General features: G+C 64.0%; 24 protein-coding genes. 14 read left to right on the forward strand and 10 right to left on the reverse strand.

From position 1 onward, the window contains the following. Positions 1–10: 10 nt before the first annotated feature. Genes ACMGGN_RS17985 through ACMGGN_RS17995 form a run of 3 tightly spaced genes read right to left on the reverse strand, consistent with a single transcriptional unit; the run spans position 11 to position 2,213 of the window. A complete protein-coding gene (locus tag ACMGGN_RS17985) occupies positions 11–337 on the reverse strand; it encodes a DUF3325 domain-containing protein (protein ID WP_115273595.1) in 327 nt (108 codons plus the stop codon). Continuing rightward, entirely contained in the window at positions 331–1,911 is a 1,581-nt protein-coding gene (locus tag ACMGGN_RS17990) for a PepSY-associated TM helix domain-containing protein (RefSeq protein WP_414156162.1), read from the reverse strand. The genes ACMGGN_RS17985 and ACMGGN_RS17990 overlap by 7 nt, the downstream gene beginning before the upstream one ends. Then, the gene (locus ACMGGN_RS17995) at positions 1,908–2,213 is read right to left on the reverse strand and encodes a DUF3649 domain-containing protein (protein ID WP_046784788.1); all 306 of its coding nucleotides are present in this window, start codon (positions 2,211–2,213) and stop codon (positions 1,908–1,910) included. The genes ACMGGN_RS17990 and ACMGGN_RS17995 overlap by 4 nt, the downstream gene beginning before the upstream one ends. 275 nt (positions 2,214–2,488) lie before the next feature. On the opposite strand from ACMGGN_RS17995, the gene ACMGGN_RS18000 reads away from it, so the two are divergent. Further along, positions 2,489–2,836 carry an HPF/RaiA family ribosome-associated protein gene (locus ACMGGN_RS18000; protein ID WP_012312780.1) on the forward strand — a complete coding sequence of 116 codons (348 nt, stop codon included), beginning with the start codon at positions 2,489–2,491 and terminating at the stop codon, positions 2,834–2,836. 69 nt (positions 2,837–2,905) lie between these two features. Here ACMGGN_RS18000 and ACMGGN_RS18005 read toward each other — a convergent pair whose 3' ends face one another. Together ACMGGN_RS18005 and ACMGGN_RS18010 are read right to left on the reverse strand one after the other, a co-directional pair. Further along, positions 2,906–3,316, reverse strand: a complete 411-nt coding sequence (locus ACMGGN_RS18005) for a response regulator (RefSeq protein ID WP_115273593.1) — start codon at positions 3,314–3,316, stop codon at positions 2,906–2,908. A gap of 48 nt (positions 3,317–3,364) precedes the next feature. Beyond that, positions 3,365–3,544, reverse strand: a complete 180-nt coding sequence (locus tag ACMGGN_RS18010; RefSeq protein ID WP_046784786.1) for a Flp family type IVb pilin — start codon at positions 3,542–3,544, stop codon at positions 3,365–3,367. Between the two features lie 294 nt (positions 3,545–3,838). Here ACMGGN_RS18010 and cpaB point away from each other — a divergent pair, with 294 nt between their 5' ends. The 8 genes from cpaB to ACMGGN_RS18050 are packed head-to-tail and all read left to right on the forward strand — an operon-like array spanning position 3,839 to position 11,262. Beyond that, complete coding sequence (gene cpaB / locus ACMGGN_RS18015; RefSeq protein WP_237860149.1) at positions 3,839–4,786, forward strand: Flp pilus assembly protein CpaB; 948 nt, start codon at positions 3,839–3,841, stop codon at positions 4,784–4,786. A gap of 17 nt (positions 4,787–4,803) precedes the next feature. Beyond that, a complete protein-coding gene (locus ACMGGN_RS18020) occupies positions 4,804–6,063 on the forward strand; it encodes a type II and III secretion system protein family protein (protein WP_046784784.1) in 1,260 nt (419 codons plus the stop codon). After that, complete coding sequence (locus ACMGGN_RS18025) at positions 6,060–7,250, forward strand: pilus assembly protein (protein ID WP_046784783.1); 1,191 nt, start codon at positions 6,060–6,062, stop codon at positions 7,248–7,250. Before ACMGGN_RS18020 ends, ACMGGN_RS18025 begins: the two co-directional genes overlap by 4 nt. Next, entirely contained in the window at positions 7,247–8,503 is a 1,257-nt protein-coding gene (locus ACMGGN_RS18030; RefSeq protein WP_119688288.1) for a CpaF family protein, read from the forward strand. The genes ACMGGN_RS18025 and ACMGGN_RS18030 overlap by 4 nt, the downstream gene beginning before the upstream one ends. Next, complete coding sequence (locus tag ACMGGN_RS18035; RefSeq protein ID WP_115273590.1) at positions 8,500–9,381, forward strand: type II secretion system F family protein; 882 nt, start codon at positions 8,500–8,502, stop codon at positions 9,379–9,381. The genes ACMGGN_RS18030 and ACMGGN_RS18035 overlap by 4 nt, the downstream gene beginning before the upstream one ends. 2 nt (positions 9,382–9,383) lie before the next feature. Beyond that, a complete protein-coding gene (locus tag ACMGGN_RS18040) occupies positions 9,384–10,271 on the forward strand; it encodes a type II secretion system F family protein (protein ID WP_115273589.1) in 888 nt (295 codons plus the stop codon). A gap of 10 nt (positions 10,272–10,281) precedes the next feature. After that, positions 10,282–10,983: a tetratricopeptide repeat protein gene (locus ACMGGN_RS18045; protein WP_046784779.1), complete on the forward strand. Its 702-nt coding sequence runs from the start codon at positions 10,282–10,284 to the stop codon at positions 10,981–10,983. Positions 10,984–10,998: 15 nt separating this feature from the next. Continuing rightward, positions 10,999–11,262, forward strand: coding sequence for a DUF3613 domain-containing protein (locus ACMGGN_RS18050; protein WP_115273588.1), 264 nt, complete (start codon positions 10,999–11,001; stop codon positions 11,260–11,262). A gap of 15 nt (positions 11,263–11,277) precedes the next feature. Here the strand turns inward: ACMGGN_RS18050 and ACMGGN_RS18055 are convergent, their stop codons facing one another. Continuing rightward, on the reverse strand, positions 11,278–11,712 hold the full coding sequence (locus ACMGGN_RS18055; protein ID WP_115275473.1) for a prepilin peptidase: 435 nt from the start codon (positions 11,710–11,712) through the stop codon (positions 11,278–11,280). Between the two features lie 75 nt (positions 11,713–11,787). Here ACMGGN_RS18055 and ACMGGN_RS18060 point away from each other — a divergent pair, with 75 nt between their 5' ends. Together ACMGGN_RS18060 and ACMGGN_RS18065 are read left to right on the forward strand one after the other, a co-directional pair. Continuing rightward, positions 11,788–12,228, forward strand: a complete 441-nt coding sequence (locus ACMGGN_RS18060; protein ID WP_039603864.1) for a TadE/TadG family type IV pilus assembly protein — start codon at positions 11,788–11,790, stop codon at positions 12,226–12,228. Then, positions 12,225–14,870 carry an ATP-binding protein gene (locus tag ACMGGN_RS18065; RefSeq protein ID WP_414156163.1) on the forward strand — a complete coding sequence of 882 codons (2,646 nt, stop codon included), beginning with the start codon at positions 12,225–12,227 and terminating at the stop codon, positions 14,868–14,870. Before ACMGGN_RS18060 ends, ACMGGN_RS18065 begins: the two co-directional genes overlap by 4 nt. On the opposite strand, the gene ACMGGN_RS18070 is transcribed toward ACMGGN_RS18065, so the two are convergent. Beyond that, the gene (locus tag ACMGGN_RS18070; protein ID WP_414156164.1) at positions 14,855–16,810 is read right to left on the reverse strand and encodes a pilus assembly protein TadG-related protein; all 1,956 of its coding nucleotides are present in this window, start codon (positions 16,808–16,810) and stop codon (positions 14,855–14,857) included. The two genes, ACMGGN_RS18065 and ACMGGN_RS18070, sit on opposite strands and share 16 nt — an antisense overlap. Positions 16,811–16,983: 173 nt before the next feature. Between ACMGGN_RS18070 and ACMGGN_RS18075 the strand changes: the two genes are divergently transcribed. Next, on the forward strand, positions 16,984–17,274 hold the full coding sequence (locus ACMGGN_RS18075) for a DUF3509 domain-containing protein (RefSeq protein WP_046784955.1): 291 nt from the start codon (positions 16,984–16,986) through the stop codon (positions 17,272–17,274). A 3-nt stretch (positions 17,275–17,277) separates the two neighbouring features. Here the strand turns inward: ACMGGN_RS18075 and ACMGGN_RS18080 are convergent, their stop codons facing one another. Beyond that, positions 17,278–17,748: a phosphate-starvation-inducible protein PsiE gene (locus ACMGGN_RS18080; protein ID WP_115273586.1), complete on the reverse strand. Its 471-nt coding sequence runs from the start codon at positions 17,746–17,748 to the stop codon at positions 17,278–17,280. A gap of 227 nt (positions 17,749–17,975) precedes the next feature. Between ACMGGN_RS18080 and ACMGGN_RS18085 the strand changes: the two genes are divergently transcribed. Further along, positions 17,976–18,239: a YebG family protein gene (locus tag ACMGGN_RS18085; RefSeq protein ID WP_046784740.1), complete on the forward strand. Its 264-nt coding sequence runs from the start codon at positions 17,976–17,978 to the stop codon at positions 18,237–18,239. A 27-nt stretch (positions 18,240–18,266) separates the two neighbouring features. Here the strand turns inward: ACMGGN_RS18085 and ACMGGN_RS18090 are convergent, their stop codons facing one another. Further along, positions 18,267–19,286 (reverse strand): Glu/Leu/Phe/Val dehydrogenase family protein, encoded by a 1,020-nt coding sequence (locus tag ACMGGN_RS18090; protein ID WP_046784739.1) that lies wholly within the window; start codon positions 19,284–19,286, stop codon positions 18,267–18,269. Between the two features lie 125 nt (positions 19,287–19,411). On the opposite strand from ACMGGN_RS18090, the gene ACMGGN_RS18095 reads away from it, so the two are divergent. Then, positions 19,412–20,218, forward strand: a complete 807-nt coding sequence (locus ACMGGN_RS18095; RefSeq protein ID WP_046784738.1) for a SirB1 family protein — start codon at positions 19,412–19,414, stop codon at positions 20,216–20,218. Here ACMGGN_RS18095 and maiA read toward each other — a convergent pair. Then, positions 20,212–20,844, reverse strand: a complete 633-nt coding sequence (maiA, locus tag ACMGGN_RS18100; protein ID WP_174142302.1) for a maleylacetoacetate isomerase — start codon at positions 20,842–20,844, stop codon at positions 20,212–20,214. The two genes, ACMGGN_RS18095 and maiA, sit on opposite strands and share 7 nt — an antisense overlap. Positions 20,845–20,848 lie beyond the last annotated feature (4 nt).

Consider the following 20,848-nt stretch of genomic DNA (forward strand, 5'->3'; position numbering starts at 1 on the left):
GATCAAGGCATCACCCGCCAGATATGACCAGCAGCGGGCCGAGTACCAGGCTGATCCCCGCCAGCCCCAGCAACAGGCGCGGCTGGTAAGGCAAGGCGAAGACCCACAGGGTCACCCCGGCCATCAACACAGCGACCCACTCCACCAAGCCATGGGCCCACCCACGCAGGTGCACCGACAGCAACAGCGATGCCAGCAGCAGCAACCAACCCGCCATACGCAGCCTGCGCAACTGGCCGACAGCAGGCTTGCGCCCGAGCAGGTCGCTGAAGTGCTTTTCCATCGCCAGGCACAAGGCGGCGAACCCGGCAAAACCGATCAGGGCGACGCTCAGCATCCGTTCACCTCGAGCGTTTCAGCCGCTGCCTTTGACACCCGGGGCTCACGCTTGGCCACAGCCTTCGGAGCACGCAGCATCTTGCCTGCGGCCCAGGCCAGGAAAAGACCGGTGCCCAATGCCGTGAGGTCCAGGCCCGCCATCGCCCAGTCGCCGGCGGCTACGCTGTGGTTCAGCCCCTGGCCGGTGGTCAGCGCATTGAGCAAAGGCAGCAGCGCGAAGGCCAGCGCGCCCAACCCAAGCTGCTCGCCCCAGGCTCGGCGCCCGGGGCGCAGCACGGCATGTACCAGCGACAACAGCCAGGCCACGAAGAACGTGTTCACCTCCCAGTCCGCCCGCCCTTGCAGCGCCACAGGCAGCAAGCGGTTGGCCCAGAAAAAGCCGGCCACCGCGAGCAGCAGGCCACTCATGCTGGCGATGTTGAGCACCTCGACCAGGCGCAACTCAGCGGGCAGGCGTTCGCGCTTGGCATGCTTGAGCTGGCGCTTGCCAAGCCACATCACCAGGCCCGTACCGATGACCGCAGTACCCGCCACCCCGAACACGAAGTACAGCCAGCGCAACCAGGGCCCGGCGAAGTTGCCCATGTGCAGGCCGACGAAGCTGAACGAAGTCATCATCGCAGCGCTTTCCGGTGCCCCCTGGCTCAGCAGCTCGCCCGTGCTGCCGTCGAACATCCAGTTGGCGCTGCGCTTGTAGGCGATGTTGTCGGCCGAAGCCTGGGCGAAGCTCACGCGAGCGTTGCGGTCGCCCGGGTTGTGCACCTGGATGTAACCCATGCGGGCACCGGGGACCTGCGCCTGAACCTTGGCGTACAAGCCGGCCAACGGCACCAGTGGCGCAGCGACGTTGGCCACCTTGGGCACCTCCTCTGGGCCGAACAGGTCGTTGAAGTAGCCGTTGGTAGTGCCGCCATAGCTGGCCATGATGCTGGCCGGCATCACCATGTACATGAAGATCACCAGGCTGCTGTAACTGATCATCAGATGGAACGGCAACACCAGCACACCGATTGCGTTATGCCCATCCAGCCACGAGCGCTGGCCCTTGCCGGGGCGGAAGGTGAAGAACTCCTTGAAGATCTTCTTGTGGGTGATGATGCCGGTGACCAGGCCCAGCAACATGATGAACGCGCAGAAGGTCGCCAGCCAGCGCCCCCAGGGGTGGGGCATCTGCAGCTGGAAGTGGAAGCGGTAGAAGAACTCGCCGCCGCGGCTGTCACGGGCCTCTACTGGCTGCCCGGTCTGGGCGTCGAGTTGCTTGCTGACAAAGCCACGGCGCCCGCCGGCAGGGTCACGCCAGCCGACGCTCAACGCGGCTTCGCGCTCGCTGGGCAAGCGGATCATCCAGTTGCCCGAGTGCGCCGCGTTGGCCTCCAGGTAGCGCTGGGCCAGGCCCAGGCTGGCCACCGGGTCGAGCGCGTGGCGGCGGACTTCGGGCTGTGCCCAGTGGCTGATCTCTTCCTTGAAATACGACAGTGTGCCGGTCAGGAAAATTGCGAAAAGCAGCCAGCCGAAAATCAGCCCGGTCCAGGTGTGCAGCCAGGCCATCGCCTGGCGGAAACCGCCCTTCATGGGTTCTTCATCCAATAGGCCAGCCCGTTGATCAGCCCCAGCAGCAGGCTCGGCAGCAACACGCCGAGCCAGGCATGCCAGGCGCTGCGGCAGGCAAAGCACCAGATGAAGGCCAACAGGTAGAAAACGAACGACAGCATCATGCCGGTCATGGCCGCGTCGACTTGCGCCAACGGCACCAGCAAGGTGATGCAGACACTGGCCATGGACGCCAGCAGGTACCCACCCAGCACCGCTGCCAGGCAGCGTGAGGTCACGGCCAGGCGGTAGCTGAGGGGCAGTCCGGCGGCATTGCGCTTCATGGCGGAGGTCCGGGAAACTCTGGGGGTTGCAATAGTAATGATTTCAATTCGCATAAGCAAAGTCTGAAAGACTTGGGGTTTTTAACCGGTCTTATGTCGTCAAAGGGCTGCCCGGTAGCCTCTGTGGGGTTAATTGCAACAGAAAATTTATTTTCACGAAGGGCTTGAATTCAGGCTTCGGTTGCCTGACCTTAGAGTCAAGAGGCGAAGAATTTCCAAGGGCCTCAAGGGCCTAGGCACGCCTCCATGCGAGCAAGCTGAATAAGGATTGAATCATGCAAATCCAGGTCAACAGCAGCAACCATATCGAAGGCAACATCCGTCTCAACGAGTGGGTCCGCAGTACGCTGCAAACCACACTCGAACGTTACGAGGAGGACCTCACCCGCATCGAGGTGCACCTGCGCGACGAGAACGGCGCCAAGCCCGGGCCGCATGACAAACGCTGCCAGATGGAGGCTCGCCCCAAAGGCCATCAACCGATTTCCGTGACCCATACCGCCGCTTCGCTGGACCAGGCGGTGGATGGAGCCGCCAGCAAGCTGAACAATGCGCTGGATCATTTCTACGGCAAGCTGCGCAGCAAGCGCGGCGTACTGGAACTGAGCGATCCCGACGCCTGACCCTTGCCAGTAAGCAAAAACGCCCGGCCATGTGCCGGGCGTTTTCGTTTTCACCTTCGTCCAGTTGAGTCAGTACTTGGCAACCTGCAACAGTGGTTGCGGGAACAGGTTGTCCAGTGTCTCCAGCAACCGTGCGTAATAGATGGGCTTGCGGAAGAAATCCAGCACCTGCAGGCGCAGCAGGTCGCTGAGGTCTTGCGCACCGGCGTGCCCCGACATGACGATCACCGGCAAATGCTGCCGGGCCGTATGGTCGCGCAGGCGCTGGATCAAACCGATGCCGCTTTCTTCCGGCATGCGTAGATCAGTGATGACCAAGGCAACGTCCGGATAACGGGTGAGCAGTTGCAGGGCAGCTTTCACCGAGCCTGCCGTGTGGCAGTAGTACCCCTCGTTGTCGAGGAGTTCGGCCAACTCAAGCAGGTGCTCTTCCTCGTCATCGACCAGAAGAATCTGCTGACGCGAGGGAGAGTTCTGCATGTGCGGCTCCTGTTGATCCGGTCCGACGAGACATCGCCTGTTATTGGTCTAGTTCAGGGCCGTCTGGATTGCGGTGAACATGGTACTGATGTTGCCGGAGATCCCGGGAACGAACCCGGCCAATACCACCGCCACCATCGCCGCGATGACCGCGTACTCGATACCCGAGGCACCGTCCTTGCGATGCAGGAATTGCTTGCAGTGAAGGATGACCTGTTTCAGCAACATGACCAGCTCCTTGCGGCGAACTCGCCGGCGACAATGGTGTCAAAGTGACGCCTGTTTGCCATCAAAGGATTGCCAAGCTGGAGCCGTCTGCAAATATAAAAAAGCATTAGTCATCAGGTGATAATCCAAAAGCATTAGATCCTTTTATTTCAACAACTGACTGTTTTAATTGGGTTTACGTTCTGGCTACAAAAAAAGCCGAGCGCCTAATGGCGAATGGCGATGGGTGGGCTACCGTGCAATAGCGAAATAGTGACTTTTTGCCACCACCCGACGCGTGCACGGAGGCCAGCCATGAGCAGTCGCTTGACCATGATTCTGGCTGCTCTTTTCCTGCTCGGCGCACTGCTCGCGGGATACTGGGGGGTCGTGCTCAGCCGCCCCCCTGCACCACCCCAGCCGGTAGCCCCCGTCGCCGAGCAGCCGCCTGCGGTGGTTGCAGCGCCCACCCCGCAACCGCCCGAGCCGCAGCGCTTCCCCATCGTCGTGCTGCGCAAGGCGCTGCCGGCCAATACGCCTTTGACCGCAGACGACGTGCTGCTCGAACGCTTGCAGGTAGTCCCTGCCGGTGCCTTCCAGCAAGTGGACCAAGTGATCGGACGCAGCAGCGCCAGGCCACTGGCCGCAGGTAGCTGGCTGGACGAGTCGAGCTTCCAGCCCGGCGGACCGCTGGCACGGATGATCCGTGCCCACGAGCGGGCCGTTGCGGTAGGCGTGGACGACGTGGTCGGCGCCGCCGGGCAACTGTACCCGGGTGATTTTGTCGACGTGCTGCTGTACCTGCGCGAAGAGGCCAACAACCCGCAGTCTTCTGCCCAGGTCGTGCTGCCGGCCCTGCGCGTGCTGAGCGTCGGGGAACAGATGGGCGTTACCAATGACGGCCGCCCGGCACTGACCGCCGAGGAGCTCAAGGCGCGCCGCGAGCAGGCGACCCCAGGCAACCCCGCAAGCACCCGCACCGTGGTGCTGGCAGTCCCTGAAGCCTTGGCCAGCCGCCTGATGCTGGCAGCCCAGGTCGGCACCCTGCGCCTGGCCGTGCGCAGTGCCGCCGAGCAGCGGCTGGCCCGATATTGGGCCCAAGCGGATAGCCAACCGCAGGTAGAAAGCATCAACCGGGAACTCTATCGGTTCAGCCAGCTTTCCCAGGCGCCATTGGCCAAAACCGCCTCAACCGCTGCAGCCGTTGCAAGCATGCAGATCATCCGTGGCGCACAGGCCGCGGACGCCAACAAGACCCCCTGACAAGGCAAGGATGCAGTATGCGTAGTTCCGAGCGTTGCAGTTCAAAACGGTTCTTCAGCCTCGCGTGCCTTGCCCTGCTCATGGTTGCGCTGCTGCCGAAGGCCCATGCCGCCAGCAACGGCTGCGAAGCATTTGCCCAGCTGCCTTCAGTGATCGAAATCGACCAAGGCCTGCAGCAAGAATTGCGCTTGCCGCTGGCGATCACCCGCGCCGCCGTCGGCGACCCCAAGGTTGCCGACGTGCAACCCAGCGGTGACCGCGCCGTGCTGGTGACGGCCGTGGGCCAGGGCAATACCACGCTCATGCTGTGGACAGCCTGCGCACCGGCACCACACCGGGCCATGCTGTTCGTCAAAGGCCAGGCCAGTGCCGCCATGGCCGAAACGGGCCTGCCACCGTCGCTGGATCCGGAGTTGCCAAGCCAGGTGCAGGCCGATATCCGCTTCGTCGAGGTGCGCCGCACCAAGTACAAGGAAGCCGGCGCACGGCTGTTTTTCAGCGGCTCGAACAACAGCCTGATCGGATCGCCGGGTACCGTGCCAGGCACTTCGGTGACACCGGGCGCCGTGCCTGTCACCTCGCCGCAGATCCCGCTCAACGACGGGGTGTTCAACATCGTCTGGGGCGGCGGCAGCAGCCGCTTCCTGGCGGCCATCAATGCCCTGGAAAACAGCGGTTTCGCCTACACCCTGGCGCGCCCCAGCCTCACCGTGCTCAGCGGCCTGACTGCAAGCTTCCTGGCCGGTGGCGAGATACCGATCCCGGTGCCCAGCGCCGGCAGTGACAACTTCTCGATCGAGTACAAGGAGTTCGGCGTGCGCCTGGCACTGACGCCGACCGTAATCAGCCGCGACCGCATTACCCTGAAGGTAGCACCTGAAGTCAGCGAGCTGGATTACACCAATGCGGTGACCATTGGCGGCACAAGCGTACCGGGGCTGAGCATACGGCGCACCGATACCAGCATTTCCCTGGCCGATGGCGAGAGTTTCATCATCAGCGGCCTGGTCGGCAACAACACCCGCTCCGCCGTGGACAAGCTCCCCGGCCTGGGCAACCTGCCGATCCTTGGCGCGTTCTTCCGGCAATCGGCCCTGATACGTGAGGAGACCGAGTTGCTGATGATCGTCACCCCGCACCTGGTTCAACCGCTGGCGGCCAATGCCCGCCTGCCGGAACTGCCCGGCGAAGGGTTGCGTACCTACGACCCCAGCTGGGGCCGGCTGTTCTTCATGGAAAACGGCAACTTCGATGGCCAAAGCGGGTTATCACGATGAACGAGAGCCTCAACCAGACCTTTCTGGGCATCACCCGCAATGAAGAAGACCTGCAGTGGCTGCAGAGCGCGCTGGCACCCCAAGGCCAGGTGATCGGCGCCAGCGGCGGCAGCCTCGACGAACTGCTGGCGCTGATCAATGCGACCTTCAGCACCCTGGTGTTCATCGGCCTGGACCGTGAGCAACTGGTCAATCAGTGCGCACTGATCGAGGGCGTGCTTGAAGCCAAGCCGCTATTAGCGATCGTCGCTCTGGGCGATGGCATGGACAATCAACTGGTGCTGCACGCCATGCGTGCCGGCGCCCGCGATTTCGTCGCCTACGGCTCACGGGCCAGTGAAGTGGCCGGGCTGGTCCGGCGGCTGGGCAAGCGCATGCCCACCGTCACCAACAACCCAAGCCTGGGCGGCCTGACCGTGCTGTACGGCGTGCAGACCGGTGCCGACGGCGCTTTGCTGACCACGCACCTGGCGCGGGTGGTACAGGAAAGCGGCCAGCAGACCCTGCTGCTGGACCTGGGCATGCCACGTGGCGACAGCCTGGCGCTGCTGGGGCTGGAGGCGTCGTTCTATTTCGGCGATGCCCTGCGCCACCTGCGCCGGCTCGACACCACCCTGATCGACAGTGCTTTCACCCGCGACAAGAAAGGCCTGCGCCTGCTGACCTTTGCCGAAAACGATGACCCGCTGCGCCAGACCAGTGCCGCCGAGCTGTACATGCTGCTCAGCGCACTGCGCCAGCACTTCCAGCACATCGTCGTGAACCTGACCGGGCATGCCGACAGCGAAGCCCTGCGCACCATCATCAGCCACTGCGACAAGCTCATCATCTATACCGACCAGAACATCCTCGACTGCCGGCGCAACCTCGAAGTGCTGGAGCTGTGGCGCGATCATGGCATCAAGCTGGAGCATGCCAGCCTCTTGGTCGACCGCTACCTGGGCAATGTCGCCCCGGATGCCGAGAGCCTGGCCAAGCGCTATGCGCTGCCGCTGCTCAAGGTCATGCCCGACAGCCCCGAGGTGCGGCTGAACGTGAAAAACCAGGGCCTGAGCCTGTTCGAACTGGCCCCGCGCGAAAACCTTACACAAGCCCTGCGCGGCCTGGGTGAGCGCTTGGCGCAGCGTTCGGAAAACCTTGCGCCACCGGCCTTTACCTGGCTGCGTCGGCTATGGGGCAGCAAATGAACGGCGACCAACCCTTCGGCGGCCCCCACCATGCCACGGGCGACCCTTATGCGCTCAAGCGTGCACTGCACCGCTTTGCCATCGATGCCATCGAAGACAGCGGCCGCAACCTGCTCGAAGGCGCGCGCCCGGCACTGACGCAGTTTGTGCTGGAGCAGGTGGGCGATTACGTGGCGCGCCTGCGCCTGGCACTGTCACGCTACGAAATGGAGCGCCTGGCCGAAGAACTGGTCGACGAGCTGACCGGGTTCGGGCCGCTGGAGGTGCTGCTGCGGGACGCCAGTGTCACCGAGATTCTGGTCAACGGGCCGCACAGGGTGTTCGTCGAGCGGGCCGGGCAGTTGCAACAGACCGACCTGCGTTTCATCGATGCCCAACACGTCGAGCGCGTCATGCAGCGCATCCTTGCACCGCTCGGGCGCAGGCTGGACGAATCGTCGCCGATGGTCGACGCGCGCCTGCCCGACGGCAGCCGGGTCAATGCGATCATTCCACCCGTGGCCCTGGACGGGCCGTGCCTGTCGATCCGCAAATTCCGCCAGGACATGCTCAAAAGTGCCGACCTGCTCGCTACCCGTGCCATCGACCAGCACATTTTCGACTTCCTCGAGCGCGCCGTGGGTCGGCGCTGCAACATCCTGGTCAGCGGCGGCACCGGCACCGGCAAGACCACCCTGCTGAACATCCTCAGCCAGATGATCGCCCCGCGCGAGCGCCTGGTGACCATCGAAGACGTCGCCGAACTGCAACTGCACCATCCCCACGTGGTACGCCTGGAAACCCGCCCGCCAAATGCCGAGGGGCACGGCGAGATCAAGGCCAGCGAGCTGATCCGCAATGCCCTGCGCATGCGCCCGGACCGTATCATCCTCGGCGAGATCCGCGGCACCGAGGTGCTGGACGTGCTCACCGCGATGAACACTGGCCACGACGGCTCGATGAGTACCGTGCACGCCAACACCGCGCAGGACGCCTTGCTGCGCCTGGAAACCCTGGTTGGCCTGAGCGGGCGGCAGATCGCCGAGAAGACCTTGCGGCAGATGATCTGCGCGGCACTGGACGTGGTGATCCAGCTGACCCGCCTGCCCGACGGTCGCCGCTGCGTCAGTGAAGTGCTGGAAGTGGTCGGCGTGCGTGACGACGTGTATGTGACCAATACCCTGTTCCGCCTCGACCGCCGCGGCGGCGACGTGTTTCTGCGGGAGGCGCCGAACCCCGCGGGCAGCAAACTGCGCCATGAAGGTGTGCAATGACCGGCCCCCTGCTGCTGGCGCTGGCGCCCCTGTTGCTGGGCGTCTCCCTGATGCTGTTTCGCCTGGGCCTGTACAAGCGCAGCGAACAGCGCATTCTCCAGCGCCTGGGGCGGGCCTTTGAATTGGTCCGCAGCGGCAATGCACGGCGCGCCTGGCTCGAGCCGCTGTTGCAACGTGCCGGGCTTGGCGCAACCGACTGGCAACCGCAGCGCTGGCTGCTGGCCTGGCTCGGCCTGGCACTGGTGGCGCTGCTGGGGGCCGGGTGGGTGGCCGGGCTGATGGTGCTGGTCGGCCTGCCGCTGCTCGGCTATTTCACCCTCAGTTGGCTATGCCGACGGCGCGTGCACCAGCTTGTCGAACAGCTGCCCGCTTTGCTGGACTACAGCGTGCGCAGCCTCAAGGCCGGGCGCACCCTCAATGATGCGGTCCTTGGTGGTATCGACGGCTCTCGCGAGCCCTTGCGCTCGACCATGACCCGGGTACGGCGCAACGTACAGCTGGGCGTGCCGCTGGACGATGCGGTCAACGAACTGGCCGAGCTTTACAACCAGGACGAGCTGCGTCTGTTCGCCATGGGGCTGCGCATCAACCAGCGCTACGGCGGCAATACCAGCGAGCTGATGGAGAACCTGATCAAGCTGATCCGCGAGCGCGAACAAGGCAGCCGTCAGCTCAAGGCCATGACCGGCGAAACCCGCATCACAGCGATGGTCCTGGGTGCCTTGCCGCTGTGCATGGTCGGCTACTTCCTGATGGCCAATCCGCACTACCTGCTGACCATGTGGCAAGACAGCAGCGGCCAGATGATGCTGCTGTTCGCCTTCGCCCTGCAGGTGGTCGGCTGCCTGGTGCTGTGGCGCATGATGAGGAGCCTTTGACCATGGCCTTGTTGCTCTGCGCCGTGTGCCTGTTCATCGCCGCCGGCTTGCTTGGCGTGCAGGCCGCCCGGCAGCTGCGTGCCCGCTACCTGGTCGCTCGCAGGCTGCAGGGGCGGCTGACGCGCGAGGAGCGCCTGGGGGACTGGCTGCACTGGCTGGGCAGTAGCCCGCTGGGGCGGCGCCTGCAGAAACTCGACGGGGAAACCCAAGCCTTGCTTGACCGTGTCGGCTGGCGCCGCAGCCGCCAGCGGGCGCTGTTCGCTGCCATGCAACTGGGGCTGCCGCTGCTGGCGGTCGTGCTGACACTGATCCTGCAGCAAGGCGTGCTAGGCGGTGAAGGCACGCACTGGTTGGTCTGGCCGTTATGCGCCTTGGGTGCCAGCTACCTGTTGCCCAAGCGCTTGCTGGCGGTTGCCGCCAGACGGCGCCAGCAGCGTATCGCCCAGGAAGTCAGCCTGATGATTCCGCTGCTGCGCATTCTCTTCGAGACCGGCCTGGCCGTAGAGCAGGCACTGCGCGTGCTGAGCCAGGAAGGCCAGGCGCTGGTCCCCGAAATCAGCGAAGAGTTGCGCCAGGTGCTGCAACGGGTGGACTCGGGCCTGGCGCTCGGCCCGGAGCTGGAAAAGAGCGCCCGGGTACTGGCCGTGGATGAGTTCATCGACACCTGCGTGATCCTTCAACAGTTGCTGGTACAGGGCAGTGGTGCGATGAAATCGCTGCTCGCGCTCAAGGACCTGCTCGATGACCGGCGCCTGACACGCATGCAGGAACGGGTATCGAAAATGTCGGCAAAAATGTCGGCGGTGATGATGGTCTTCCTCTTCCCGGCACTGCTCATCGTCCTGGCCGGGCCGGGATTTTCCGCCTTGACGCGGGCCTTGGGCCCCTAGGGAGTAATGGATGAAAGCGACCCTGTTGTTCACCGGCCTGCTCTTGCTGACAGGATGCGCCGGCCAGCAGCCTGAAGGGTTCGGACACTTGTTCGGCACCTCGAGCTGCGGCAAGCCGAACGCCGATCAGCAACTGGCGCTGAACCTGGCGGACGAGATGCTCAACGATGGCCGCCCGCATGCCAGCCTGGCGCACCTGGAGCAGTTGCCCAACACCCTCGACCAGGTACGCCTGCGCAAGGCCAGGGTCTCGCGCCTGTTGGGGCGCAGCGAAGCAGAACCGCTGTACCGCAGCCTGCTCGGCGGCTGCCTCGCGGCCGAGGGTGAACATGGCCTGGGCCAGCTCGCCTCGGCCCGGGGCGATGACGTACAGGCCTTGCAGAACCTGCAGCGTGCGGCGCGTCTGGCCCCCACCGACGAGCGGGTTCGCAACGACCTGGGTGTGGTGCTGATGAGCATGGGCCGGTATGAACAGGCACGGTTCGAATTCCTGACCGCCATCGAGCTCAAGGATGACAACCCGCTGCCCGCCGTCAACCTGGTGACCTTGGCGCTGCTGCAGGACAACTGGCAGCAAGCCACCGACCTGGTCGGCCGCCTGCGGCTCAAACCGGCGCAGTTTGCCCAGGCCCAGGCACGCGCCAGCCAGATCAAAGCCACAGGACGCGGGCCGATAGCTTCGGCCAGTGGCGCAGGTGTGATGGTCAACTGAGCAAAGGAGAAGGTCATGATCAGGTATGTGATGCTGCTGGCCTGCTGCACCGGTTTTACCACGGCCTGGGCAGAGGATTACCCACGCCAGCAACCGCCTGCGCTGACGGCAACCGAAGCGCTGCTGCGGGTGCAGTCCAGTGGCGAACAGGCGTCCACGCGCCTGCAGGTGCAGACGGCGCGCGAGCGTGATCTGTCCAAGCAGCGCTGGCTGGAAACCTACAAGTACGCCATTCCGGATTTCTATCGCTGGACCAAGATGACTGAGTCGAACAACTGACCGGGCCTGGCGATCTCACTGCAGGCACGCGCTGGTCAGCAAAAAACCCACCAGCACAAAGGGCGCGAAAGGCTGCTTTTCAGCCCCCTGCCCTGCCCTGCGCCGCGCCCACCGTCGCAACAGCGCCCAGACCAGCAAGGTGCCGCCGGCGCCGATGAACGTACCGAGCACGTAGTCCTGGCTGGTGGCCAGCCCCAGCGCGCCGAGCAACTTGACGTCGCCGGCACCGAAACGCCCCATCGCGTAGCCGGGCAACGTGAGCAGCAACACAATCGCCAGTGCCCAGCCGGCATCACTGGCCCGGGCGCCGATCCAGCTATGCCCGGTAACCGCCAGCCACACCAGCGCACAGGCTGCGACGCCCAGGGTCAGAAGGTTGGAAATCTGCCGTTCGCGGACATCTTGCCGGCTGCACAAGGCAAGCCACAGCAGCAGGGCGATACTGGATATTGGCAATTGGCCATCCCTGTTCGTCGAAGGCTTCTATGCTGTAACTCAGGACTCCTCGTCAGGGTAGACGCAATCATGCAAGCAGGCCCGGTAGCACGGCAAAAAGGCGCGGCAGCCATCGAGTTCGTCGCCGTCTTCATGATCTTTTTCACAGTGTTCTACGGCCTGGTCAGCTACACCCTGCCAATGCTGATGCTGCAATCGTTCAACCAGGCCAGCAGCGAGGCCGTGCGCCGCTGCGTGGCTCTGGACCCGAGCAGCGAGACCTATGACGACGATGTACAGGCGCTTGCCCATGCAGTGATCCGCGAGCAGTTGGCCTGGATGCCTGAGGCACTCGACTTCCAGCCGGCCGATGCACAGGTGAGCGTGGATGATGACAAGCTGCTGAAGGTGACGATCAATTATCCGAAAAGCAAACTGCACAAGGTGCTGCCGCTGCTGGTGATACCGCTGATTGGCGAAGTGCCCCGCCTGCCTGAGAGCTTGCAGGCCGAAGCGAGCCTGCAACTGTGAGTGGCCTGTTCGATCGCTGGCTGGGCAGCCATGGCGCAGAGCCCGCCGCGCAGATGCCGCATGCCGTGGGCCTTCAGGTGTGGCTGGACGATCAGGGGCATGTGCTACGCCTGGCCGGGCCCTTGCGCACGCTGCTGGCCGTACCCAGCCACGCGCAGGCGCGGGTGCACGACTACCTGTATCGGCACAGCTGGCTGGCCCTCGAAGGGGTGCCCGCCGATTGGCAAGGGCAAGCACTGGACCTGGATTTTCACACCGTGCACGGCCAGGCCCTGCAGACCCGTGGCTGGCTGCAACACCAGGCTGTCGGCTGGATGCTGCAGCTGTTCGATATCAGCGACCTGCTGCGCCAAGGCGCTCAGCAGGAACAGTGCCTGACCTTGCGCCAGCTGGCCGCAGACGTCGGCCAGGCCGTGCGTGACTGCAGCGAAGACTGGCTGACGCAGACGACCGCCGAGCAACTGCTGCGCCTGGCCGAGCACTGGCATGCCGGCTCGGTACGCCTGATGTTGGCGGACCCATCGGGCTGGCGGGCGCATACCTGCAGCGAAAGCGACTGGCCTTGGCCCGATGACCAACGCTTGCAGCCGTGGCTGCAGGCGCTTCCCGCCCATTTTCAGCAGGTCGCGCCTGACTTGCCGCACTGGCGGGCCACTTGCGCTGGATTACCGCTGTTCCTTGTGCCTTACAGCCATGGCCATGAGGTTCAGGCCTGGTTGCTGTGTGCGGGCGCGCCATCGGTGCCTTCACCAGAGGCGGCCAAGGCGCTCTTGCAAGCCTTGCTCGAGCCGCTGCTCGCGCGCCTGCGGCAACACCAGTTGCAGCAGCGCTCGCGCCATCTGGACGAGCTGCAACAGCAACTGGGCGCAGGCTGGTGGCAATGGCCGGGGCAAGGGCCGCTGCATTTCGATCCGGCCTTGGCCGCCAGCCTTGGCCTGCCCAGTGCGGTGAGTATCGAGCAATGGCTGGCGCGCCTGCACCCGGCTGATCGGGAGGCTGCGCAAATGGCCCTGGAGCAGTTGCGCAACGGTGTGGCATTGAGCTTGAACGTGCGGCTGCTCGAAGCCGACAGTGGCGCGGCGCCTCGCTGGCTGCACTGGGTCGGGCAGTTGCACGGCGGGCAGGGGCACGGCTTTGTGCTCGACATCAGCGCACTGAAAGCCCAGGAGCTTCAGGCCAGCGCCGCGCGCGCCCGGCTGGAGAACCTGATCGCCAGTTCGCCTGCGGTGATCTATATCCAGCGCTGTTGCGAGGGCGCGTTGCACAGTGAGTTTTTCAGCGCCAGCCTGACGCCGATGCTGGGCTGGCCCAAAGATAGCGAGCTGGCGCGCCAACCAGGCCAGGCGGTACACCCGCACGACCGGGCGCTATGGCTTGAGCGAACACGTACGCTGTTGCGCGATGGCCAGGTCCGCAGCCGCTATCGCCTGCGCGACCACTTGGGTGGCTATCACTGGGTGCTGGACGAAGCCCGGCTGTTGCGTGACGACCTTGGCCAGCCGGTCGAGGTGGTCGGCCTGTGGCTGGATGTCAGCGAAGCGACCGAGGCAGCCGAGCGTGTGCGCCAGAGTGAGGAACGCTACCGGGTGCTGGTGGAGGATTCACCCGCGATGATCTGCCGCTACACCCCGGACCTGCAGCTGCTGTTCGGCAACCGGCCGCTCGCCGAACAACTGGAGTGCGCACCTGAGCAACTGAGCGAGATGAACCTGGGCCAATGGATGTCCGACAGCCAGCGCCTGTCGTTTCTGCAACGCCTGGCCGACCTTACCCCGGAGCAGCCGCTGGGCAGCGCGGAGATCTGCCTGCAACTGCCAGGGCACAGGCATGCCTGGTGGGTGTGGGCCGAGCGTGGGCTGTTCGATGAGCAAGGCCGGCTGCTGGAAGTGCAGGCAGTGGGGCGCGACAACACGCAGGTAAGGCAAAGCCAGCAACAATTGATGCAGGGCGCCAAGATGGCCACGCTCGGCGAGTTGGCGACAGGGCTGGTGCATGAAATCAACCAGCCGCTGAACGTGATGCGCCTGGCCATTGCCAACACACTCAAGCGCGTGGAAAGCGGGGTGGTCGAAGTCGAGTACCTGACAGGCAAGCTGCAGCGCATCGATGCACAGGTGGAGCGCGTGGCCAGGCTGGTGGAGCACATGCGCACCTATGGGCGGCGCTCCGCGCTTGAGCACCAGGTGTTTGCAGCCTGGACTGCGGTGGATGGCGCAGTGGCGTTGCTGGCTGAAGGGCTGCGCGGCAAAGGTGTGGCGTTGCAGGTCGAAGAGCCGGATTTCTGCCCGGAGGTGCAAGGGCATGAGGACCAGCTCGAGCAGGTGCTGATCAACCTGATGGTCAACGCCCGGGACGCTTTGCTCGAGCGCCAGGTGGCCAGCCCACGGATCGGCATCTGCCAGCGTATCGAGCAAGGGCAACTGTGCCTGCAGGTGGAAGATAACGCCGGCGGTATCGACCCACGCCTGATCGAGCGCATCTTCGAGCCGTTCTTCACCACCAAGCCTGCGGGCGTGGGTACCGGGCTGGGGTTGTCGGTGAGCTTCGGCATCGTCGAAGCCATGGGCGGCAGGCTCGAAGCGCTCAATGGCGTTGACGGTGCCTGCTTCCGGGTGTTGCTGCCCATCTACAACACCAACTGAGCACGGCCGGTGGAGCAACTGAGGTTGGCGCCGACGTCGGTATTGACCAGGTCGATTCCCAGAACCTTCAGCAGCACATTGACCAACGGGTCGATCAGGGGGCTGAGCAACCCTCTTATCAAGGGTTCGATGATGCCTTTGACCGTACCGAGTACATTGCCGGCGATCACCAGCACATCGCCGAGGCCACTGTTGGCGGTGGGTTTGAAGGCCTGGAGCTGGACGCCCAGCAAGGTGTCGCTGAGGCTGCCGACCACGTTGTCATTGACCGGGCGCATGTTCAGGTAGGCGGCGGGCTGCCCGATATTGGGCGGTTCGCTAACCGGGCCCTGGAACACCAGCGAGTGCTCTACCGGGCCACTGCCCAGCAGCTTGCTGTCGACCCGCAGGCCAAGGCCGCCACCGGCGTAGGGTATTCGGCTTTGGCAAGTTCCGAGTATCAGCAGCTTGGTGCAGCGTTTGGTGCCGATATCGATCAATGGCAGCGCCTTGACTGCGGTAGTGCCGGTGGTGAAGAACGCGTCAGTGGATTCGAAGCGCCCCACCGCCAGCTTGGCAGCAGCGCTCTGGGCCTGGACGGTCAAACGCTTGGGCGAGCAGCTGAACGTGTCAGGAGACTGCGGGTCGAGGCGTGCCGTGGCTTCGGCGACCTGAAGGCCAATGTCCAGCTGAAGTTTGTCAGGCACGAGCACGATATCGGTGACGGTGCACGGCACACCCAACAGGCATAGCACCGACTCCAGTGTCGAAGCCAGGTTCAGGCTGAGCAGGTTGTTGAGCACGTTGGTCAGTGGCGAGGCCAGGTCGAGCACCGCATTGACCAAGCCGAAGACCGTGCTGAGCAGCGGCAGGTCGAGCGAAATCATCGCCCGTACCTGAGCCGTGTGAACCCTCAGTTCATCCGTACGCGGATCGCCGACCGCCGAGACCTGTTGCGGCTCGATCACCTTCAGCCGCACCCGACCGTTGATCAGGCCGAGCACGCTAATCGGCAAGTCGGCAGTGGCTGCGCTTTCGCTCGCAGCCAGCTGGATCACCCCCTGCACCAGTTGCAGCAGCTGGATGCTGGCGTCCAGCCCCGCTTGGGCAGTACCGTTCTGAATATCGAGAATGTCGCTCAGTTGCAGCAACGTGCTGTTGCCGGCCCCCAGGGCGACCTTGCCCAGGTTGGTGACAACATCGGCGGCGGCACCGCTTTGCTCAAGTACCTTGACCGCCGCTTCCAGCAATTGTGTGGCGGTGGCGTCGGCATTGAGCAGTTGCTCGTAGTCGCCAACGGTCAATTGCAGGTCGACAGCCAACTGCTCGAGGTAGTTGAGCAGGTTGAGGTCGGTTGCGGCTATGCCTTTCCAGCCTGCGAGGCCAAGCTGCACGTTGCCTCCCAAGGCGCCGAGCAGGCCATCGAGCAACACCGACTGTTGCGAATCCACCGTAGCCAACGTAGTGCGAATGCTCAGCATGGCCTGTGGCGGCAATGCCTTGGACGCCACCGCATGGGCCTGCAGGGTGGTGGTCAGGGGAGCCCCGCCACCTTGGGTCAGGATGTAGATGCCGGCGGCAAAACTGGTGGTGACTGTGTTGCTGACATCGACCCGTATCGCTTCGTTACGGGCATTGTCGCTGGTAAACGTGCGCAGGCTATTGGCACCGGTCTGCAGGTAACCGCAACTGGCCACCAAGGGGCTGCCAGGCGTGTGGCCGTTGCGGGCCGCGGCTACGCTGGCGATGGCCGTGGCCTGTGGGCCACTGCCCGTGCACACGGCAGACTGGCCTGCAGCTTCAAGCGCGGCCATGTCGGCGATGCGTTGCAACTTGCGCTGCTCAAGGTAAAGACGGCCGCTGTCGACCACTACCAGCATGAAAAGCAAGGCCAGGGCCAGTGTGGTAACCGCCATCAGGCCGATCGCGCCACGCTGCCGGGCAGCGGAAGAGGGAACCACGGGCACTCCTTTGCAGGCCAGAGGCCAGCCATCGCGGCTTTGGTCACAGGAGTGTAGTCACAATAGTGGCTAATTGCCTTGCCCTGGGGCGCGAGGGCTACCGATCAAATGCCCTGAACCAACCCGGCATCTACCCGGTCAATTCCTGCAATCACCTATTGCAGGCCCAGACCATGAACAATCCATTCGAACAGATCAGCGCCGCCTTCGCCCCCGAGTACCGCGTAAACCTGAGCATCGAGCGCCTGGACGGCAGCATCATGCTGACACTGTCCGATGATGCCGGGGTGGTCGCCAAGCGCCTGATAACCCAGGCCCAGCGCAACGACCCGGTGCGCCTGCAGCGGGTCATCGACAGCATTCGCCTGGGCTTGGCCATCGAACTGGGGCAGAACCCTTTGCAGGTACTGGCCGCCCTCACCCGCGACCCGCGCCAGCAGCCAGGTCACTCCATCGCCAACTGACGGCTACTTGCCCTCTTCCACTGCCTTGCCATTGGCGTCCAGCACCTTGGTCGAGGGGTAACGGTACGAGGCGTAGCGCACCACCAGGATCGAAAACGCCAGCAGCAGGATGCCCCCGCACAGGTACAGCAGGCCCTCATCCGGCGCCTTGTGGTGCGACACATCACCGATCAGCAGGCGGGTGAGCGCGGTGATCGCCACATACAGCAGAAAGCGGATAGGCATGTGGTTGGTCTTGAAATAGATCCCGACCATCGCCCCAAGCTCCAGGTAGATGAACAGCAGCAGGATGTCATCGACGCTGATGCCGCCCTTGCCGAGCATGTCCAGGAACGTCATCACCGCCGCGTAGGCGGTAATGGCGCCGATGCCGAACAGGGCAAGGTAGTGAAACCCCTCTACACACAGATTGCCCAGCGAGTCGGCCGAGCCATGCAGGCCCTTGCGCAGCTTTTCTGCCCATTTGATGTTCACGATGTGCGATTCCCCGATACGACATGAAGGATGATGCGTCACGCGTGTGACGCTTGTGCCATGCAGTTAAAGGGCCAGGCCCCTGCTTTGGAAGGCGGCAGATTGCCGCAAGGCACCTGTGGGCTACGCTTTCTTGCGGCAAGGGTTGCACCTGAGGTGCGATTGCCATTACTGTATGCGCATACAGTTATCGATAAACCAACCGCAAAAAGGCACAGAGGTGATGAATGGCCGTCGAAGTGGTGTACCGCAGCAGCCGCGACCCGGAGCGCTTGTTCATGGATAAGGCAGAAGCTGATCGTCACGACAAGATGCTCGAACTGGCCGAGCGCCTGGCCGAGGTGCTGCACAAGGCGGTCCCGTCGCTGACCGAGCAGCAGGTCGAGGAAGCCGGCATTTACATGGCGAAGAACCGCGACGTGTTCGCGCGGGCATTCAAGAGCCAGCCGGACGCGTTGGGTGAGTTGTTGCAAGGTGACGCTGCAGAATGATGTCGACGGCCGGGCCGCCGTGCGGCTTCAGCCGTATAGCAACCGCTCCGCCAGCATTTGCGCCACACGGGCGGGCGAACGCTTCTCGGCCTGAGCGTGAGCGAACACCTCGGTCAGGCGCGTCGGGATCCGTGCCAGGTGCGCGGTGATGGTGCCCAGCTCCTCGCCGCGGTGCTTCATTGCCACGTAGATCAAACCACCGGCATTGATCACGTAGTCCGGAGCATAAAGAATCCCGCGAGCCTCCAGCTGGTCAGCAACCTGCAAGGTGGTCAGCTGGTTGTTCGCCGCCCCTGCCACCGCAGCACAGCGTAATTGCATCACCGTCTGGCCATTGAGCACCGGGCCCACGCCACACGGCGCAAAAATATCGCAGGGCGTACTGATCAAGGCATCGTTGGTCACCGGATGGGCGTTGAACTGCTCCACCGCCAGCCGCACCCGACCGGGGTCCAGGTCACTCACCAGCAACTCGGCACCTGCTGCGTACAATTGCTCGGCCAATGCGTAACCCACATTGCCCAGGCCTTGCACCGCAATGCGCAAGCCTTTGAGGTCGCTGCTGCCCAGGCGGGCCAGGCAGGTTGCACGGATACCGGCGAATACCCCCATGGCCGCATGCGGCGAGGGATCACCCGAGGCCGTTGTGCTGGTCACATGGGGCGTACTCTGGGCGATGCAATCCATGTCCAGCGTGGAGGTGCCGCTGTCCACAGCGATGATGAAACGCCCCTGCAGGGTATCGACGAAGTGCCCCAGCGCCTCGAACAGCGCCGCGCGGTTTTCCACGTGCGGGTTGCGCATGACCACCGCCTTGCCACCCCCCAACGCCAGCCCGGCCAGCGCCGCCTTGTAGCTCATGCCTTGCGCCAGGCGGATGGCATCGGCCATGGCGCTCTCGTCGTCGGCGTAGGGCAGGTAGCGGCAACCTCCCAGCGCCGGGCCTCTAATCTCGTTATGAATGGCCACCACAGCCTTGAGGCCGGTTTTCGGGTCGGTGAACAGGTGCAGTGACTGAGTGCGGGTGCTTTGCATCAGCGCGAACATCGGCGGGCTCCCCTGGGAGGTGCTCCTAGCAGTATAGGCATCCACATGCACGCCAAGCTGCGACCGGACCACTGGACGAATCACGACGCCAGCGCTATTACTCAAGGGTATGCGGAGATGCCCCCATGAACCCACGCCAAGCCTGCCTGGCCTGCCTGGAACGCGAACCGGTCGCCTTGCTGGAAGCTGCCTTGTGGATTGCCGCCGAGCACGATCGCAAGGTCGAGCCCGCAGCCAGCCTTGCCAGCCTGCACCACCTACAAGCCGAAATCAGCGCCAGCCTGCCGATGCTGCCGGTGTGCGAGCTGGCTCAGCCACTGCTGCGCCAACTCAATGCGCTGGGCTTCCAGCAGGATGAATTTCACCCACTGCGCCCGCAGGCAGCACTGATGGACAAGGTTTTGCTGCGCCGCCGGGGCCAACCGCTGGCGCTGGCCATCATTACCCTGGAGCTGGCCCGGCGCCTGTCCATAGCGCTGGAGGGTGTGGCATTCCCAGGGCACTTTCTGCTGCGCGTACCCGGTGCCGATCACCTGCTCGACCCTTGCGGTGGCCGGCGCCTGTACCCCAATGATTGCCGCGAGTTGCTGGCCCGCCAGTTTGGCCCGCATGTGCCGCTGACAGCCGAGCACCTGCGCACGGCCAGCCCGGCCCAGATGCTGCAGCGCCTTTCGCGTAATTTGCGCCAGCTGCATATCAGCAATGACAACCACCTGGCCGCGCTGGTCGACGCCGAACGGGTCATGCAACTGGGCCCGGTGCAAGTCAGCGACTACATGACCCGCGCCTCGCTCTACCAACACCTCGACTGCCCGCAGGCCGAACGCTTCGACCTGGAGCATGCCTTGCTGCTCACCGAGGACCCGGTCCAGCGCCTGAAGCTGTCCGAACGCATCGGCCAGCTACCGCTGGCGAACCGTTCGATTCACTGAAGCGGTGTATCCGGCTGGCAGGACGGGTGCGCCTTGGCGAATGCAGCATGCCTGGCGGCCAATGCCGCAACCCGGCGGATACGCGGATAGCTGCCAAGGTCGATGTTGAATCGCTCGGCGGCATACAGTTGCGGGACCAGATAGACGTCTGCCAGCCCCGGCGCCTCACCAAAGCAGTAGCCATCATCGCCGATCAGCTGCTCTACAGCCGCCAGGCCTTGGCCAATCCAGTGGGCAATCCACTGGTTGACCTTGGCCTCGTCATGGCCCAACTGGCGCAATTGGTTGAGCACACTGACGTTGTGCAACGGATGGATATCGCAACCGATGATCGCCGCCACACCGCGCACCCTGGCCCGTGCTGCAGCGCCACGGGGCAACAGCGCAGGCTGTGGATAAACCTCTTCCAGGTACTCGATGATCGCCGGCGACTGTACCAGCAGCTGGGCATCGTCGGTGCGCAGAGCCGGTACCCGGCCCTGCGGATTCACCGCTACATACTCGGTACCGCGCTGCTCGCCCTTGAGCAGATTGACCGGCAGGGCCTGGTAATCCAGGCCCTTGAGCGCCAGGGCAATGCGCACCCGGTAGGAAGAGGTGGAACGGTAGTAGGTGTACAGCTCCATTGCC

Origin of the sequence: Pseudomonas sp. BNK-30 (assembly GCF_047456185.1) — a bacterium.
In the GTDB taxonomy this organism is placed as follows: Bacteria; Pseudomonadota; Gammaproteobacteria; order Pseudomonadales; family Pseudomonadaceae; genus Aquipseudomonas; species Aquipseudomonas putida_E.

Excerpts from the sequence above, each read along its gene's own strand:
- ACMGGN_RS17985 (WP_115273595.1), bottom strand. The coding sequence starts at position 337 with ATGCTGAGCGTCGCCCTGATCGGTTTTGCCGGGTTCGCCGCCTTGTGC.
- ACMGGN_RS17990 (WP_414156162.1), bottom strand. The coding sequence starts at position 1,911 with ATGAAGGGCGGTTTCCGCCAGGCGATGGCCTGGCTGCACACCTGGACC.
- ACMGGN_RS17995 (WP_046784788.1), bottom strand. The coding sequence starts at position 2,213 with ATGAAGCGCAATGCCGCCGGACTGCCCCTCAGCTACCGCCTGGCCGTG.
- ACMGGN_RS18000 (WP_012312780.1), top strand. The coding sequence starts at position 2,489 with ATGCAAATCCAGGTCAACAGCAGCAACCATATCGAAGGCAACATCCGT.
- ACMGGN_RS18005 (WP_115273593.1), bottom strand. The coding sequence starts at position 3,316 with ATGCAGAACTCTCCCTCGCGTCAGCAGATTCTTCTGGTCGATGACGAG.
- ACMGGN_RS18010 (WP_046784786.1), bottom strand. The coding sequence starts at position 3,544 with ATGTTGCTGAAACAGGTCATCCTTCACTGCAAGCAATTCCTGCATCGC.
- cpaB (WP_237860149.1), top strand. The coding sequence starts at position 3,839 with ATGAGCAGTCGCTTGACCATGATTCTGGCTGCTCTTTTCCTGCTCGGC.
- ACMGGN_RS18020 (WP_046784784.1), top strand. The coding sequence starts at position 4,804 with ATGCGTAGTTCCGAGCGTTGCAGTTCAAAACGGTTCTTCAGCCTCGCG.
- ACMGGN_RS18025 (WP_046784783.1), top strand. The coding sequence starts at position 6,060 with ATGAACGAGAGCCTCAACCAGACCTTTCTGGGCATCACCCGCAATGAA.
- ACMGGN_RS18030 (WP_119688288.1), top strand. The coding sequence starts at position 7,247 with ATGAACGGCGACCAACCCTTCGGCGGCCCCCACCATGCCACGGGCGAC.
- ACMGGN_RS18035 (WP_115273590.1), top strand. The coding sequence starts at position 8,500 with ATGACCGGCCCCCTGCTGCTGGCGCTGGCGCCCCTGTTGCTGGGCGTC.
- ACMGGN_RS18040 (WP_115273589.1), top strand. The coding sequence starts at position 9,384 with ATGGCCTTGTTGCTCTGCGCCGTGTGCCTGTTCATCGCCGCCGGCTTG.
- ACMGGN_RS18045 (WP_046784779.1), top strand. The coding sequence starts at position 10,282 with ATGAAAGCGACCCTGTTGTTCACCGGCCTGCTCTTGCTGACAGGATGC.
- ACMGGN_RS18050 (WP_115273588.1), top strand. The coding sequence starts at position 10,999 with ATGATCAGGTATGTGATGCTGCTGGCCTGCTGCACCGGTTTTACCACG.
- ACMGGN_RS18060 (WP_039603864.1), top strand. The coding sequence starts at position 11,788 with ATGCAAGCAGGCCCGGTAGCACGGCAAAAAGGCGCGGCAGCCATCGAG.
- ACMGGN_RS18075 (WP_046784955.1), top strand. The coding sequence starts at position 16,984 with ATGAACAATCCATTCGAACAGATCAGCGCCGCCTTCGCCCCCGAGTAC.
- ACMGGN_RS18085 (WP_046784740.1), top strand. The coding sequence starts at position 17,976 with ATGGCCGTCGAAGTGGTGTACCGCAGCAGCCGCGACCCGGAGCGCTTG.
- ACMGGN_RS18090 (WP_046784739.1), bottom strand. The coding sequence starts at position 19,286 with ATGTTCGCGCTGATGCAAAGCACCCGCACTCAGTCACTGCACCTGTTC.
- ACMGGN_RS18095 (WP_046784738.1), top strand. The coding sequence starts at position 19,412 with ATGAACCCACGCCAAGCCTGCCTGGCCTGCCTGGAACGCGAACCGGTC.
- maiA (WP_174142302.1), bottom strand. The coding sequence starts at position 20,844 with ATGGAGCTGTACACCTACTACCGTTCCACCTCTTCCTACCGGGTGCGC.